Below are 16,586 nucleotides of genomic sequence, written 5' to 3'. Positions count from 1 at the left end.
CAAAAAAGGGCGGCGTCCGGAAGGAGTTCCGCCCTGTACAGAATGAGAAATGCCGGCCAACCGCAAGGTTGACCGGCACTTTGGGGTGCTGCGTTTTACGCCGGCGCTTGACCTTCAGCCAGGAAGAACCAGGTTTCCAGTACGGAATCAGGGTTCAGCGAGACGCTTTCGATGCCCTGTTCCATCAGCCATTTGGCCAGGTCCGGGTGATCGGAAGGGCCTTGGCCGCAGATCCCGATGTACTTGCCAGCCTTGTTGCACGCCTGGATGGCGTTGGCCAGCAGCTTCTTGACCGCAGGGTTACGCTCGTCGAACAGGTGAGCGATGATCCCCGAGTCGCGGTCCAGGCCCAGGGTCAGCTGGGTCAGGTCGTTGGAGCCGATGGAGAAGCCGTCGAAGAACTCCAGGAACTCTTCGGCCAGGATGGCGTTGGACGGCAGCTCGCACATCATGATGACGCGCAGGCCATTCTCGCCACGGGACAGGCCGTTCTCTGCCAGCAGGTCCACCACCTGGCTCGCTTCACCCAAGGTGCGCACGAATGGCACCATGATTTCGACGTTGGTCAGGCCCATCTCGTTGCGCACGCGCTTGAGGGCGCGGCATTCCAGCTCGAAGCAGTCGCGGAAGGCTTCGCTGATGTAGCGCGAGGCGCCACGGAAGCCCAGCATCGGGTTTTCTTCTTCCGGCTCGTAGAGCTTGCCGCCGATCAGGTTGGCGTATTCGTTGGACTTGAAGTCCGACAGCCGCACAATGACCTTTTTCGGGTAGAACGCCGCCGCCAGGGTACTGATGCCTTCCACCAGCTTCTCGACATAGAAGCCCACCGGGTCGTTGTAGCCGGCGATGCGCTTGTCGACGCTTTCCTTGATGTCCGGCGGCAGGCCGTCGTAGTTCAACAGCGCCTTGGGGTGCACGCCGATCATGCGGTTGATGATGAACTCCAGGCGGGCCAGGCCCACACCGGCGTTCGGCAATTGCGCGAAGTCGAAGGCGCGGTCCGGGTTGCCGACGTTCATCATGATCTTGAACGGCAGGTCCGGCATGGCGTCGATGGAGTTTTGCTTGATGTCGAAGCCCAGCTCACCTTCGAAGATAAAGCCGGTGTCGCCTTCCGCGCAGGATACCGTCACGCCCTGGCCGTCTTTCAACAGTTGGGTCGCGTTGCCGCAGCCCACCACTGCCGGAATCCCCAGCTCACGGGCGATGATCGCCGCGTGGCAGGTGCGCCCGCCACGGTTGGTGACGATGGCGCTGGCGCGTTTCATCACAGGTTCCCAGTCCGGGTCGGTCATGTCGGAGACCAGTACGTCGCCAGGCTGGACCTTGTCCATCTCGGACACGTCCTTGATGATCCGCACCTTGCCGGCGCCGATGCGCTGGCCGATGGCACGGCCTTCCACCAGCACGGTGCCGGTTTCTTTCAACAGGTAGCGTTCCATGACGTTGGCCGAAGTGCGGCTCTTCACGGTTTCAGGACGGGCCTGAACGATGTACAGCTTGCCGTCGTCGCCGTCTTTGGCCCATTCGATGTCCATCGGGCACTTGTAGTGCTTCTCGATGATCATCGCCTGCTTGGCCAGTTCGCTGACTTCGGCGTCAGTCAGGCAGAAACGCGCGCGTTCGGCCTTGTCGACATCAACGGTTTTCACCGAGCGACCGGCCTTGGCCTCGTCGCCGTAGATCATCTTGATCGCCTTGCTGCCCAGGTTGCGGCGCAGGATGGCCGGGCGGCCGGCTTCAAGGGTGTGTTTGTGGACGTAGAATTCGTCCGGGTTCACCGCGCCTTGTACGACGGTTTCGCCGAGGCCGTAGGCGCCGGTGATGAACACCACGTCGCGGAAGCCCGACTCAGTGTCCAGGGTGAACATCACGCCGGCCGTACCGGTTTCCGAACGCACCATGCGCTGCACACCGGCAGACAGGGCCACCAGCTTGTGGTCGAAACCCTGGTGTACGCGGTAGGAAATGGCGCGATCGTTAAAGAGGGAGGCGAACACTTCCTTGGCCGCGCGGATCACGTTTTCCACGCCGCGGATATTCAGGAAGGTTTCCTGCTGGCCGGCAAAGGAAGCGTCTGGCAGGTCTTCGGCGGTGGCCGAGGAGCGTACGGCGACGGCCATGTCCGGGTTACCGGCCGACAGCGTGGCAAACGCGGTGCGGATCTCGGCGTTGAGCTTCTCGGGGAACTCGGCTTCCATGATCCATTGACGGATCTGGGCGCCGGTCTTGGCCAGGGCGTTGACGTCATCGACGTCCAACGCATCGAGGGCGGCGTGGATCTGATCGTTGAGGCCGCTCAACTCGAGGAAATCACGGTAAGCCTGGGCGGTGGTGGCAAAACCACCTGGCACCGATACACCGGCGCCCGCAAGATTACTGATCATCTCGCCCAGGGATGCGTTCTTGCCCCCTACGTGCTCTACATCATGGACGCCGAGCTTATCGAGGGAAACTACGTACTCTACCAAGGTGATCTCTCCACTTTCTGTGTTGGAAAAGCTCAGGACGCCGGCGGCTCAGTAGGAGCAGTTACCGGCGTTTGTGGCCTGGACCTGGAAAATAAGTGAGAATGCGGCCCACTGCGGGACGGCAAAATCGCGCCTATCATATCCAAGATTCGTCATCAGCTTAAGGCCCAAGGCTCAAATGAAACGATCTGCTTTCTTTATCTCCGACGGCACCGGCATTACAGCCGAAACCCTGGGTCAAAGCCTGCTGGCGCAGTTCGAAAACATTACCTTCAGCAAATTCACGCGACCCTATATCGATAGCGTGGATAAAGCGCGGGCCATGGTACAACAAATCAATCTGGCCGCCGAAAAAGACGGATTTCGTCCGATCATTTTCGACACCATCGTCAATCAGGACATTCGTGAGATCCTTGCCACCTCCAATGGTTTCATGATCGACATCTTCTCTACCTTCCTGGCGCCGCTGGAACAAGAGTTAAGTGAACATTCGTCATACTCCGTCGGAAAATCTCACTCCATTGGCCATAACTCCAACTATATGGAGCGGATCGAAGCGGTGAACTTTGCCCTCGACAACGACGACGGCGCCCGCACCCACTACTACGACAAGGCTGATTTGATCCTGGTGGGCGTGTCCCGCTGCGGCAAGACGCCGACCTGCCTTTATATGGCCATGCAATTCGGGATTCGCGCGGCCAACTACCCGCTGACCGAAGACGACATGGAGCACCTGACACTGCCAAGCGCCCTGCGCGCGCACCAGCACAAGCTGTTCGGGCTGACCATTGACCCGGACCGGCTGACGGCGATCCGCAATGAGCGCAAGCCCAACAGCCGTTACTCCAGCTATGCGCAATGCGAATTTGAAGTGCGGGAAGTGGAAAACCTGTTCCGCCGGGAGAATATTGCGCACATCAATTCCACGCATTTTTCGGTGGAAGAGATTTCGGCGAAGATTCTGGTGGAGAAAGGGGTGGAGCGGCGGTTCAAGTAACTCCGCTCTCTGGCCAAGGTGCCTGTGTGGCGAAGGAGCTTCTGTGGCGAGGGAGCTTGCTCCCGCTCGACTGCGCAGCAGTTGCAAACCAGACGACGGGTATTTAGTGAATGGCCTTGGGGCTGCTTCGCAGCCCAGCGGGAGCAAGCTCCCTCGCCACGGGGGCCATGTTCACCACAAGTTGTTGGGTTCACAGGTGAAACCGCCCTCCCCCCTGCCCCAGCGCTGTCGCCAGCGCATCAAACCCATCCAGCAACAACTGATCATCCCCCGAGGTGTTGCAGATACTCGCCCGGATAAACTGCGGCACCGCCGTCTGCCCCACGGCAAACGCTTCGGCGGTCGCAATCAGGTAATTATTCTGCTTCAACTCCGCCTCGATTTCCGACGCGCGCCAAGGCTCCGGGACTTCGATCCAGAAGTGCGGGCTGTTCAGGTGAGTGCGGTACTCCAGCCCGATCAACAGCCCTTCAACCAACGCCTTGCGGCGGCTGATTTCCTGAATCTGCTGGTGCAGCAGGTGTTCTGCCGTGCCGTTCTCGATCCACTGCGTGGCCAGTTCCAGGGTGACCGGCGTGGCCATCCAGCAGGTGGAACGCAAGGCCGCAGAAATCCGGCTGACCAGCGCCGGCGGTGCGTGCACGTACCCAACGCGCAACCCCGCCGACACCGCCTTGCTCAGGCTGCTGATCAGAATCGTACGCTCCGGGGCGAAATGGCTCAGGGGTGGCGGGCGGTCTTCCACCAGCACACCGTGGGCCTCGTCCTCAAGAATCAGCAGGTTGTGTTCACGGCACACCTTGACCAATGCCTCACGGCGCGCGACCGACAGCACCGCTGTCGTGGGATTCTGGATGGTCGGCGTGCAGTACAACGCCGAAACCCGGTGATTGCGACAGACTTCATCCAGCGCCCCTGGCAGCAGCCCTTCTTCATCCATTTCCAGGCCGATCAGGCGTATCCCCAGCATGCGCGCGGCGGTGATCAGCCCCGGGTAGGTCAACTGTTCGGTGACCACCGTGTCGCCCGCCCGTAACAGTGCCATCAGTGCACACAGCAGCCCATGCTGGCCACCGTTCACGCAGATCACTTGCTCGGGAATCGGGTGGAAATCCCGCTGCACCAGCCATTGCGCACCCGCCGCCCGATAACGCGGCAGCCCGGCATCCGGGGTGTAGGCACTGATGTCCTGCAGGAACTTGGCGTTGTTCGCCAGCGTCTGGAAGCTCTGGGCCAGGAACGTGGTTTCCTGCCCCGGGATATGCATGTTGCGGCTCATATCAAAGTACTGCCGCGGCTCGTCGCTGAAGTTGCGAAAGCCTTCATCCCGTTGGCGCTCCATCCCACGCTTGCGCACGAAGGTGCCGTCACCCACCCGCGCCACCACCAGCCCCAGCCGTTCCAGCTCGCCGTAGGCGCGGCTGATGGTGCCGATGGTGACCCCCAGATTGTCGGAAAGCACCCGATGAGGCGGTAGCTTTCTTCCCGGTTCAATCAAGCCTTCAAGAATGCCCCGCTCCATGACATCGGACAGGCGCTTGTACTTCACGCCCTGCCCGTTGGAGAGTCCTTCTCGCATAATTGACACCATGTCAATATTTGTTTTGACAGCCATCTTTCGCCCTAATAGTGTGCTTTTACGGGTTCAATCACCGAATCAAGGCACTCAATATAGAGGTCAATTCGGTCTCATGGAAGCAATGTCACGATGCCAATGTCCGCCGTTCTCGAAAATGCTGAAAAAACAAAAACTCACAAGCAGTGGTTGGCTGGGCTGATTACCAGCGTCATGTTTCTGATCGTGTGTCTGAGCTGGGGCACCACCTGGCTGGGCATCAAGATCGCCGTGGAAAGCGTGCCGCCGCTGACCTCTGCCGGGCTGCGGTTCTTGATCGCGTTTCCGCTGTTCCTGTGTTTCGCCTGGGTGCGCCGCGAGCCGATTCTGTTTCCCCGGGAAAGCCGCTGGTTCTTCGTGTTTGTGACGCTGTCCTACTTCAGTGTTCCGTATTACCTGCTCAATTACGGCGAGATGCATGTCTCGTCCGGCCTCACCGCACTGCTGTTCAGTTGCATGCCGGTGTTTATCCTGATTTTCTCCGCGCTGTTCCTGCGTGAGCGCATCTACTTTTCACAGGTGGTCGGTATCGCCATCGGTTTCGGCAGCCTGTACATGATCATCAAGAGCCAGGGCCTGCACCTGGACCATGCCGAGTTCTTCGGGGTGCTGGCGATCCTGGCCGCCGCGATCATGCATGCCTTGTGCTACGTGATTACCAAGAAACAAGGCAGCGCCATCAGCGTGATCACCTACAACACCCTGCCCATCGGCATCGCCGGGCTGATGCTGTTTGTTGCCGGGCTTTTCTTTGAAACCCCGACCTTTGAAAACATCACCCTGCGCTCCTGGAGTGCGCTGTTCTACCTTGGCCTGGTGGCGTCGGTGGGCGGGTTTATCGTGTATTTCATGCTGCTCAAGCGCCTGAGCCCGATCATTCTGTCCTTCGTGTTCATCATCTTCCCGGTGTTCGCGGTGATCATCGGTGCCTGGTACGAAGGCGTGCAGATCTCCAAGGACCTGATGATGTATTCGGCGATCCTGCTGGCCGGTTTTGCCATTACCAAGCTGCCCATCGAAAAGCTCCTGGCGAAGAAAAACTGAGATGAAGGTCCTGAGCCCAACCGCCCTGGAGCAGATTTACGCCCACGCCGACCGCAGCTACCCCGAGGAATGCTGCGGTTTCGTTTTCGCCGATGGCAGCGTGCACCTGGGCAACAACATCCAGAACGAGCTGCACCGCAAGAACCCCGAGATGTATTCACGCAGCGCCGCCAACGGCTACACCTTTTCGGTGGCCGACACGCTGATGATGAACAAGGCGTTTCGCAGTGATAACCCGGTGGTGGTGATCTACCACTCCCACCCTGACGTCGGCGCATATTTCAGCGACGAAGACCAGGACAAGGCCCTCTTCATGGGCGAACCGATCTACTCCGTAAGTTACCTGGTGGTCGATGTTCGCCAGGGCAAGACCCAAGGCTCCAAGCTGTTTGCCTGGGATGGCAAGCGCTTCGCCCAAAACCCCTTCAACGACCTGCAAACGGAGTTGTGCATGAACGCTGTCTCTTTCCCCGACATCCTGGTCCGCGTGGCCAAGCTGCCAGCATCGACCCTCGAGGGTGCCGGATCGACATTGCGCGAAGTCATTGAAAACCTCTGCATTGAGCACCCGCAATTGCGGGCGCACCTGCTCTACGAGAATAACCAGCTCAAGGAACACTTCCTGTTCACCGCCGAAGAGGCACTGATCGACGCCAACGACCGGTTGCCCGAAAAGGCCAAAATCGAAGTGCTGCTGGCCACGTCCGGCGGCATGGACGTCGACCAACTGAGCAACGAGGAAGTGCAGCGGTACGTGCGCCACATCACCCTGCCCGGCGTCGGCCGCGAAGGCCAACTGAACCTGAAGAAAGCCAAGGTGCTGATCATCGGCACCGGCGGCCTCGGTTCGCCCATCAGCCTGTACCTGGCGGCGGCCGGCATCGGCACCCTGGGGCTGGTGGATTTCGACGTGGTGGAAAGCAGCAACCTGCAACGCCAGGTCGTCCATGGCAACAGCACCCTGGGCCTGCCCAAGGTGGAGTCGGCCAAGCAGCGTTTGCAGGACCTGAACAGCCACATCCAGATCAACACCTACGACACCGCCTTCAACACCGACAACGCCCTGGAACTGGTGGGCGCCTATGACCTGGTGATCGACGGCACCGACAATTTCGAAACCCGCTACCTGGTCAACGACGCTTGCGTGCAGTTGGGCAAGCCGTTGGTGTACGGCGCCATCTACCGCTTCGACGGGCAGATCAGCGTGCTCAACTACAAAGGCGGGCCGTGCTACCGCTGCCTGTTTCCCCAGGCCCCGCCGGCGGAACTGGCACCCAACTGCAGCGCCGGCGGCGTCATCGGCGTCTTGCCCGGGGTGGTCGGGATGATCCAGGCCACCGAGGCGATCAAGCTGTTGATCGGCATTGGCGACCCCCTGTCGGGCCGGCTGATGCGCTTTGATGCGCTGGCAATGAAGTTCAGCGAGATCCGCTTCAAGCGCCGCGCCGACTGCCCTTGCTGTTCCGAACTGCGCCACACCCAAACCCTCGCACCCGCTGCCTGCGCCGACGCCATGCCAAGCCAACCGTCCCTGGCCGAAGAGCGCTACATCAAGCCGCGGGTGCTCAAGCAACTGCTCGAACGACACAGCAAGGCCGACGTGCTGCTGGATGTGCGTGACGCCAGTGAGCTGGAAGTATGCAAATTGCCGGGGGTGGTGCACATCCCGCTGGCCGAGCTCGACAGCCAACTCGCCAACCTCAGCCGCGACAACACCCACTACCTCATCTGCTACGCCGGAACCCGCGCGGAGCAAGCCGCCAGCACGTTGCTGGCGGCCGGATTCGCCAACACCAAAGTACTGCAAGGCGGCATGAAACACTGGGTTCGCGACGTCGAACCCGACATGCCTTTGTACTGATCAGCGGCCATGGGCTCTTACTTGATGTTGCATAACTCGATACTCGACGCCATTGGCCAAACGCCCATCGTGCGCCTGGAACAGTTTTCCGAAGACCTTGGCATTGAGGTCTACGCCAAGCTGGAATCCCTCAACCCCGGTGGCAGCCACAAGGCGCGCATCGCCCTGGGGATGATCCTCGACGCCGAGCGCCGGGGCATTCTGATTCGCGGCTCCGGGCAAACCATCATCGAACCCAGCGGCGGCAACACCGGCATCGGTTTGGTGATGGCCGGCAACGTGCTGGGCTACAAGGTGGTGCTGGTGATCCCCGACAACTACAGCCCCGAGAAGCAGAAACTGCTGCGCCTGTACGGCGCCAAGGTGGTGCTGTCGGACAGCCGCCAGGGCAACAATTCCCACGGCGAAAAGTGCATGGAGCTGCAGTTGGAAAACCCCAGCTACGTGATGCTCAACCAGCAGCGCAACGGCGCCAACCCGCAGACCCACCGTGACACCACCGCCCGGGAAATCATCCGCGCCTTCGGCGAGCTGCGGGTGGACTACTTCGTCAGCGGCATCGGCACCGGCGGCCATATCACCGGCATCGGCGAAACCCTCAAGAGCACCTGGCCGGCAATCCGCGTCATGGGGGTGGAGCCGGAAGAATGTGACCTGCTCAGCGACCGCCACGCGCCGCACCATATCCAGGGCCTGTCCATCGGGTTGATCCCGAGCATTCTCAACGTCGCGATCATTGACGCAATGCTCAAGGTGTCGCGCCAGGAATGCCTCGACATGATCAAACGCATCATGCGCACCGATGCCATCAGCCTCGGGCTGTCGTCGGCCGCCAACATGGTAGCCATCGCCAAGCTGGCGCCGGAGCTGCCCACCGACACCGTTGTGCTGACCATGGTCTACGACAGTGCCGACAGCTATTTGCCCTGTTTTGAATAACAACTATTGCGGGGGTGCCTCCATGGGGGGCTTTATCGACATGCAACAGCTGCACGATGAGTTGCTCACCCACCTCATCACCACGCTTACGCCTGCGCAGTTGAAGCAGCTGGAGGCCCATCTCGCGCCGCTGATCCAGGCAGCGGCCCAGGCGGTGGCCGAAGACCTGATCGCCTACGCCTGGCGCGACCCGGCCTCCCGTGGCCGCGGTGAGCTGATCCTGGAGTCCTACGCCTCGTTCAAGGCCGTGCTGTACTACCGCCTGGCGCACCTGGTGTGGAATTTCCCGGACAAAAACAATGGCGTGTTTTCCACCATCGCCCTGAAGCTGAGCAACCAGGGCAAGATTCTGTCCGGCGCCGAAATTCACCCCGCCGCGCGGATCGGCCGGCGCTTTGTGCTGGACCACGGTTACGGCACGGTCATCGGCGAAACCTGCGAGATCGGCAACGACTGCTACATCCTCTGCGGCGTGACCCTCGGCGCCCGGGGCATCGCCAACAACCCGGACGGCAAGCGCCACCCGCGGCTGGGCAACAACGTGGAAGTCGGTTCCGGCGCGCGGGTACTCGGTTATGTGCTGATCGGCGACAACGTGTTTATCAGCCCTTCCTGCGTGATTACCCAGGACGTGCCGGCCGGTACCAAGGTCAAGGTGGTCAACCAGATCCAGCTCCAGAAAAACGACGAGTCGGACCACAGCAATTACCTCGGCGCATTTGCCCTCGATGAACGCCTGCATGTGGTGGGCGAGGTCGATGCGAGCCATAAAGTGACGGTGCTGGACGCCGACTTCCATCCCCTGCCCGGCCTGCTGCTGGAGCCGACGGTCAAGGAACGCCATCACCTGCAGTTCCGCCTGCGCCATATCGACACAACGGCCTACCCGCCGCGCCTGCCGCTGAACCTGAAAGTGACCGGGCCCGAATTTGAGATCACCCTGCTATCTCCCCCTGGTTTGAGCGCGATGGTTCGTCGCCTGCTGCAAGCCAGCCCACTGATCGTCGGAGGTTGAACATGTCTGTGCACACCATGGAAACCCTCGCGCTGTTCGACAGCGCGCCTTACCAGAATGCCTTCAGTGCGCGGGTGATTGCCGTCAGTGAGCAAGGAATCGCCCTGGAACACACGCTGTTCTACCCGACCGGCGGCGGGCAGCCGGGGGACACCGGCCACTTCATCCTGCCCGATGGCAGCCGTGTCGACATCACCGGCACCGTGCGCGACCCGGTGCTGCGCTCGATCATCTGGCACCAGGTGGAACACTGCCCCGAACAACTGGCGGCCGGGATGCAAGTGGACGCCAGCCTGGATTGGGAGCGCCGCTACCAGCACATGAAAATGCACACCTGCCTGCACCTCCTGTGCTCGATCATCGATGCCCCGGTGACCGGTTGCAGCATCGGCTCTGATAAAGGCCGCCTGGATTTCGACCTGCCGGAAATGACCCTCGACAAAGAGACCATCACCCGCGACCTCAATGCCTTGATCGAACAGGCTCACGCGGTAAAAACCCTGTCGATGCCCGCCTCGGAGTATTCCACCCTGCTGCAGATCACCCGCACCCAGGCGGTGGCGCCACCGGTGATCCAGGGCTCGGTACGGGTGATCGAGATTCCCGGTATCGACATCCAGCCCTGTGGCGGCACCCATGTGACCAATACCGAGGAAATCGGCCGGGTGTTCTGCGAAAAAATCGAGAAGAAGAGCAAGCACAACCGCCGGGTGATCCTGCGGTTCGAATAACGGCCGTGCGGCGGCTAGGGTGCCAACGCCCTAGACGCCGTTCGTACAGGAAACTGACAGCAAATTTATGTGCTTGTAACATTCAGAAACGTACAATCCCGCCAGCAACGCCTCGTTGCCCCTGACTCGCGAAAACAGCGCCCTTCCTTCTCGGTGGGTCATTCGTGCAGCAGCTAAGCTCACTCCCATCACGCCCCTGAACCTGAACGCTGCAGGACTGACTGCCTATGAACAGAGTGTTCCGCCACTATATCCCTGCGTCCACGTTGCGCTTGCTGCCCAACCGCTGGGACTTGGTCGCCCTGCCCCTGGTGATCGGCTTTTTACTGTTTTTCTCCATCACGGCCCGGGAAACCTGGGCGCCCATCGCCACCTTGCAAAGTGAAGTCATCTCCCTCGACCCGGCCAACCTGCCGGAATACGCGATGCGCACCACGATGCGCATGCTGGCGGCGATGGTTGCAGCGCTGGTGTTCACCCTGTTGTACGGCACCCTGGCCGCCAAAAGCCGGCGCGCCGAGAAACTGCTGGTGCCCGTGCTCGACATCCTGCAATCGGTACCGGTACTGGGCTACATCTCGTTTACGGTAACGTTCTTCCTGCTGCTGTTCCCCGGGCGCGTGCTCGGTGCGGAGTTCGCCGCAATCTTTGCGATTTTCACCAGCCAGGCCTGGAACATGACGTTCAGCTTCTACCAGTCGCTGCGCATGCTGCCCCATGACCTGGTGGAAGTGTCGACCAACCTGCGGCTGTCCGGTTGGCAGCGGTTCTGGAAGCTCGACGTGCCCTTCGCCATGCCGGGGCTGGTGTGGAACATGATGATGAGCATGTCCGGCGGCTGGTTTTTCGTGGTCGCCTCCGAGGCCATTACCGTCGGCGACAAGACCATCACCTTGCCGGGCGTAGGTTCGTACCTGGCCCTGGCGATTGCCCAGAAAGACCTGCACGCCGTGGGTTACGTGATCCTGGCGATGATTGTCGTCATCCTGATCTACGACCAGTTCCTGTTCCGCCCGCTGGTGGCCTGGGCCGATAAATTCCGCATGGAAACCACCGCCTCCCAGGGCGCCGCGCCGCAATCCTGGCTGCTGAACCTGATCCAGCGCACGCGCATCGTCCAGCGCATTCTGCGGCCTGTCACCCGCGCCATCAGCCGCATTGGCAACAAACGCTTCAGCCTGGCGGGCGGTGCACTCAAGGCATTGCCGGCAGAAACACCAAGGGCGTCAAAAGTGATCGACTGGGTGTGGGGCGCACTCATCGCCCTGCTGGCCGCCTATGCGCTGTATCACATCGTGCAGTACGTCGGCACCGAAGTGACCCTCGCCGAAGTCGGCCATGTATTTGTGCTGGGCCTGATCACTCTGTTGCGGGTGGCTGGCCTGATCCTGATCGCCTCGCTGATCTGGGTGCCGCTGGGCGTGATGATCGGCTTGCGCCCGGCCCTGGCGGAAAAAATCCAGCCGCTGGCGCAGTTTCTCGCGGCCTTCCCGGCGAACCTGCTGTTCCCGGTGTTCGTCATCGTGATCCTGCACTACAACCTCAACCCGGATATCTGGCTGAGCCCGCTGATTGTGCTGGGCACCCAGTGGTACATCCTGTTCAACGTGATCGCCGGCGCCAGCGCCTTCCCGAATGACTTCAAGGAAGCCGCCGCCAACTTCCGCATTCGCGGCTGGTTGTGGTGGCGCAAAGTGATGCTGCCGGGGATTTTCCCGTACTACGTCACCGGGGCCATTACCGCCTCGGGCGGTGCCTGGAACGCCAGTATCGTGTCCGAGTACGTGTCCTGGGGCCAGGACAATGTGGTCGCCCACGGGCTGGGCGCCTACATCGCACAGACCACCGCAGCCGGCGACTTCCCGAAGATCGCCCTGGGCGTGGTGGTGATGTCGATCTTCGTGGTGGCGTTCAACCGTGCGGTGTGGCGGCCGATGTACGCCATGGCTGAAAACAAACTTCGTCTGAATTGATGGGATTCGCTGTGATGACTACCTATACCGAGCACGCCGCCGACACCCCGGAAATCTACTCGTTGAAAAACGTGAACCGGGTGTTCGGCAAAGGTAAAGACGAGCTGCAAGTCCTCAGCGGCGTGGACTTGAGCCTGCACGAGGGCGAGATTGTCGGCATGCTTGGTCGCTCCGGCTCGGGCAAGTCGACCTTGCTGCGCATCATCGCGGGGCTGATCCAGCCGTCGTCGGGCGAAGTCCGCTACAACGGCGCGCCGCTCAACGGCCCGGCCGAAGGCGTGGCCATGGTGTTCCAGACCTTTGCACTGTTCCCGTGGCTGACCGTGCTGGAAAACGTCGAGGCCGGCCTGCAAGCCTTGCAGGTCGAGCGCAAGGAGTCCCGCAGGCGCGCCCTGGCGGCGATCGACCTGATCGGCCTGGACGGTTTTGAAAACGCCTACCCCCGTGAACTGTCCGGTGGCATGCGCCAGCGCGTGGGTTTCGCCCGCGGGCTGGTGGTGAACCCGACCCTGCTGCTGATGGACGAACCGTTCTCGGCGCTGGACGTGCTCACCGCTGAGACCTTGCGCACCGACCTGCTGGATCTGTGGAGCGGCAAGCAACTGCCGATCAAATCGATCCTGATCGTGACCCACAACATCGAAGAAGCAGTGCTGATGTGCGACCGCATCCTGGTGCTGTCGTCCAACCCTGGACGGGTGGTGGCCGAGATCAAGGTGCCGTTTGCCCACCCGCGCAACCGCCTGGACCCGACCTTCCGGCAAATGGTTGACGACATCTACGCCCTGATGACCGACCGCCGCAGCGCCGACGCGAGCAGAGGTTTGCCTGAGCTGAAAATGGGCAGCCTGCTGCCGGAAGTCTCCACCAACCTCATGGCCGGCTTGATCGAAACCCTGGCCGCCGAGCCCTACAACGGCCACGCCGGCCTGCCGACCGTCGCCGAGCGGCGCTTGCTGGAAGTCGACGATCTGTTCCCGGTGGCAGAGATGCTTGAGCATTTGGGTTTTGCCGAACTCAAGGGTGCCGACATCACCCTCACCGACGCCGGCAAACTGTTCGCCGACTACGGCACCCAGGAGCGTAAAACCCTGTTCGCCGAACATTTGATCCGCCACGTGCCATTGGCCGCGCGCATTCACCAGGTGTTGCTGGAGCGCAGCGGCCATCGGGCACCGCGGGTGCGCTTCGAGCAGGAACTGGAAGACTCGATGACGGAAGCCTTTGTGGAGAAAACCCTGGAAAGCGTGGTGGCGTGGGGGCGGTATGCAGAGATTTTCTCCTATGACGACCATACCGAGACGTTCAGCCTGGATGACGTCGAGGGCAGCATGTAGAAGCAATGCTGCCCTGACGGGTGGCTCAACTGTCTTGGGCTGCCCTGCCGCGGGCCTATGCTTTTTGCTCACCCAGCTTGTTTGTCAGTTCCTTTATCTGCTGTTGAAGCTGTGCGATCACCGTTTTGAATTCAGTCATCATCTGCTCAAACGCGGCGCGCAGTTGTTCATTTTCGCGGGTCAAGGTTTCAATGGTCGTTGGAGCTTTGGGCTGGGTCGACGCTACGGAAGAGTTATTGTCGGCCCCATGATTGCCCTCTTTCGGCGCCGTGTTGACGTTTTGAGCCGAGGAAGCATTGCGGTTTTCAGGCTTGCCGGTGTTGCTCAGCTTTCGAGTCAGATCGTTGATTTGCTGTTGAAGTTGATCAACCAGCGTATCGAACTGTTTGGTCAACGTGTCGATCTCCTGCCTAAGCTCTTTGTTGTCCTTGGCCAACGTTTCAGGAGTAGGAGAAGTATAGGGCGCAGGTGCTCGTGTATTTGCATTGGTCGGTGATGTTTGCGGCGGCGCTGCGCTGCGGCTTTCGCCCTTTGACGGCGCCTGAGTAGAGACGCGGGGGCTGGTGCCAGTCCCGGACTGAGTTGAAGCGTTGTATTGCTGAGTCAGGTGGGCTACTTCTTTTTGTAGTCGCTGGATGACCGGGGTAAACTTATCGACCAACTGTTTGATTTCACCTCGAAGCTTATCGTTTTCGCGGGCGAGCCGTGCCAGCTGCTCGGTGTCACCTTGCTTGGGTGTAGAGGGCGGTGTCGTATTGACCAACTGGCGATGTGCTGAAAACTCCCCACGCTCCTGCGAAGTGATTGGCTTGCGGGGCGTCGATGGGGGGTGGTCAGGTTGCGCCTCAGCGCTCTCCTCACGACGAATAGGCACCGGGGTTGGCGTCATTTCATAGCCGCGGGTATAAGGTGCAGTTTGCGGGTGGTTTACGCTACTCATAAAAGTACCTACTCAGGTTCAGGGTTCAAATGCACAGGTGCAACCCTGATTGGCACTGATAGGAAAAACGGTTCCTGAACAGTAGGATGCATCACCAGCAAAATGTTTCAGGATAAAAGGCGCCCCCGTGGGAGCGCCTTTTTCAGACTACGAACAGATCCACAAACCGCTGCACCGGTGTCGTCTCAAGCCGCGCCAGATCCTTGCATAAGGCAAAGATCTGGCCACTGCGCTGGGCAGTAAAGCGGGTCGCCAGGTTGGCCTTGAACTTGTCCTCCAGCAACGGAATGCCATCCGCCCGGCGGCGGCGATGGCCAATCGGGTATTCCACAGCCACCTGTTCGGTGCTGGACCCATCCTTGAAGAACACCTGCACCGCATTGGCGATGGAGCGTTTGTCAGCCTCCAGGTATTCGCGGCTGTAGCGCGGGTCTTCGACGATGACCATCTTCTCCCGCAACTCATCGATGATCGGATGGGCCGCGTGGAACTCATCTTCGTATTGCTCGGCCACCAGATTGCCAAACGCCAGCGGCACGGCGGTCATGTATTGCAGGCAATGGTCGCGGTCAGCCGCATTGGCCAGTGGTCCGACCTTGGAAATGATCCGGATCGCCGACTCGTGAGTGGTGATGACAATCCTGTCGATCTCATGCAGGCGATTCTTCACGTGCGGGTGCAAGGTGACCGCCGCTTCACAGGCGGTTTGTGCGTGGAACTCGGCGGGGAAGCTGATCTTGAACAGCACGTTCTCCATCACATACGTGCCGTAGGGCTGGGACAGGCTGAAGGCGCGCTTGTCCTCGGGCTTGAGCGCCAGGTCCTTGTTGGTGTGGCTGAACAGCACGTCATAAAAGCCCCACTGCGGCGCGCTCAACACGCCGGGAATGCCCATCTCGCCGCGCATGGCGATATCCGCCAGGCGCACCCCGCGACTCGACGCATCCCCCGCCGCCCACGACTTGCGCGAACCGGCGTTCGGCGCATGGCGATAAGCACGCAACGCCTGGCCATCGACAAACGCCTGGGACAAGGCCGACAGCAGTTGCTCACGGTTGGCGCCCATCAGTTTGGCGGTGACGGCAGTGGAGGCGACTTTCACCAGCAGCACATGGTCGAGGCCGACGCGGTTGAAGGAGTTTTCCAGAGCGATCACGCCCTGGATTTCGTGGGCCATGATCATCGCCTCCAGCACGGCCCGCACGGTCAGCGGCGCTTCGCCATTGGCCACGTGTTTTTGCGAGAGGTGATCGGCGACCGCGAGAATACCGCCGAGGTTATCCGAGGGATGCCCCCACTCGGCGGCGAGCCAGGTGTCGTTGTAGTCGAGCCAGCGCACGATGCAGCCGATGTCCCACGCGGCCTTGACCGGGTCCAGGCGGAACGAGGTGCCCGGCACCCGCGCGCCGAACGGCACCACCGTGCCTTCCACGATCGGCCCCAGGTGCTTGGTGCACTCCGGGAAACGCAGGGCCAGCAGGCCGCAACCGAGGGTGTCCATCAGGCAGTTGCGGGCGGTGTCCAGGGCATCGCGGGACTCGATCCTGAAGTCCAGGACGTAGTCGGCGATGTCCTGCAGGACCTGGTCGTAGTCGGGGCGGTTGTTCTGGTCGACGTTGGCGCTCATGGCAGTACTCCAAAGTGGGTTAGGTGTGGTCCATCC

General features: G+C 60.8%; 12 protein-coding genes. 8 read left to right on the top strand and 4 right to left on the bottom strand.

What is annotated here, in order from left to right; genetic code table 11:
• Window positions 1-95: 95 nt before the first annotated feature.
• Complete coding sequence (gene ppsA / locus LIY45_RS01510) at window positions 96-2,471, bottom strand: phosphoenolpyruvate synthase (RefSeq protein ID WP_026078182.1); 2,376 nt, start codon at window positions 2,469-2,471, stop codon at window positions 96-98.
• Between the two features lie 178 nt (window positions 2,472-2,649).
• On the opposite strand from ppsA, the gene LIY45_RS01505 reads away from it, so the two are divergent.
• On the top strand, window positions 2,650-3,468 hold the full coding sequence (locus LIY45_RS01505) for a pyruvate, water dikinase regulatory protein (RefSeq protein ID WP_003215001.1): 819 nt from the start codon (window positions 2,650-2,652) through the stop codon (window positions 3,466-3,468).
• 190 nt (window positions 3,469-3,658) lie between these two features.
• Here LIY45_RS01505 and LIY45_RS01500 read toward each other — a convergent pair whose 3' ends face one another.
• Entirely contained in the window at window positions 3,659-5,047 is a 1,389-nt protein-coding gene (locus tag LIY45_RS01500) for a PLP-dependent aminotransferase family protein (RefSeq protein ID WP_275948690.1), read from the bottom strand.
• 186 nt (window positions 5,048-5,233) lie between these two features.
• Here LIY45_RS01500 and LIY45_RS01495 point away from each other — a divergent pair, with 186 nt between their 5' ends.
• The 7 genes from LIY45_RS01495 (at window position 5,234) to LIY45_RS01465 (ending at window position 13,983) form a co-directional block, all read left to right on the top strand.
• Window positions 5,234-6,127 (top strand): EamA family transporter, encoded by an 894-nt coding sequence (locus LIY45_RS01495; protein WP_226475261.1) that lies wholly within the window; start codon window positions 5,234-5,236, stop codon window positions 6,125-6,127.
• A 1-nt stretch (window position 6,128) separates the two neighbouring features.
• A complete protein-coding gene (moeB, locus tag LIY45_RS01490) occupies window positions 6,129-7,988 on the top strand; it encodes a molybdopterin-synthase adenylyltransferase MoeB (protein ID WP_226475081.1) in 1,860 nt (619 codons plus the stop codon).
• A gap of 24 nt (window positions 7,989-8,012) precedes the next feature.
• A complete protein-coding gene (locus LIY45_RS01485; RefSeq protein WP_026078183.1) occupies window positions 8,013-8,927 on the top strand; it encodes a PLP-dependent cysteine synthase family protein in 915 nt (304 codons plus the stop codon).
• 22 nt (window positions 8,928-8,949) lie between these two features.
• The gene (locus tag LIY45_RS01480; protein WP_226475080.1) at window positions 8,950-9,942 is read left to right on the top strand and encodes a serine O-acetyltransferase; all 993 of its coding nucleotides are present in this window, start codon (window positions 8,950-8,952) and stop codon (window positions 9,940-9,942) included.
• A 2-nt stretch (window positions 9,943-9,944) separates the two neighbouring features.
• Window positions 9,945-10,673: an alanyl-tRNA editing protein gene (locus LIY45_RS01475; protein WP_226475079.1), complete on the top strand. Its 729-nt coding sequence runs from the start codon at window positions 9,945-9,947 to the stop codon at window positions 10,671-10,673.
• 227 nt (window positions 10,674-10,900) lie between these two features.
• The gene (locus tag LIY45_RS01470; RefSeq protein ID WP_017479086.1) at window positions 10,901-12,646 is read left to right on the top strand and encodes an ABC transporter permease subunit; all 1,746 of its coding nucleotides are present in this window, start codon (window positions 10,901-10,903) and stop codon (window positions 12,644-12,646) included.
• Between the two features lie 14 nt (window positions 12,647-12,660).
• Window positions 12,661-13,983, top strand: a complete 1,323-nt coding sequence (locus LIY45_RS01465; protein ID WP_087695197.1) for a nitrate/sulfonate/bicarbonate ABC transporter ATP-binding protein — start codon at window positions 12,661-12,663, stop codon at window positions 13,981-13,983.
• Between the two features lie 55 nt (window positions 13,984-14,038).
• Here the strand turns inward: LIY45_RS01465 and LIY45_RS01460 are convergent, their stop codons facing one another.
• Window positions 14,039-14,923 (bottom strand): hypothetical protein, encoded by an 885-nt coding sequence (locus tag LIY45_RS01460; RefSeq protein WP_226475078.1) that lies wholly within the window; start codon window positions 14,921-14,923, stop codon window positions 14,039-14,041.
• A gap of 142 nt (window positions 14,924-15,065) precedes the next feature.
• Complete coding sequence (gene prpD, locus LIY45_RS01455; RefSeq protein WP_226475077.1) at window positions 15,066-16,550, bottom strand: 2-methylcitrate dehydratase; 1,485 nt, start codon at window positions 16,548-16,550, stop codon at window positions 15,066-15,068.
• Window positions 16,551-16,586 lie beyond the last annotated feature (36 nt).

The sequence above is a fragment of the Pseudomonas sp. MWU16-30323 genome, from assembly GCF_020515595.1.
Taxonomy (GTDB): domain Bacteria; phylum Pseudomonadota; class Gammaproteobacteria; order Pseudomonadales; family Pseudomonadaceae; genus Aquipseudomonas; species Aquipseudomonas yamanorum.
This window is presented reverse-complemented; position numbering and strand designations above follow the sequence as displayed.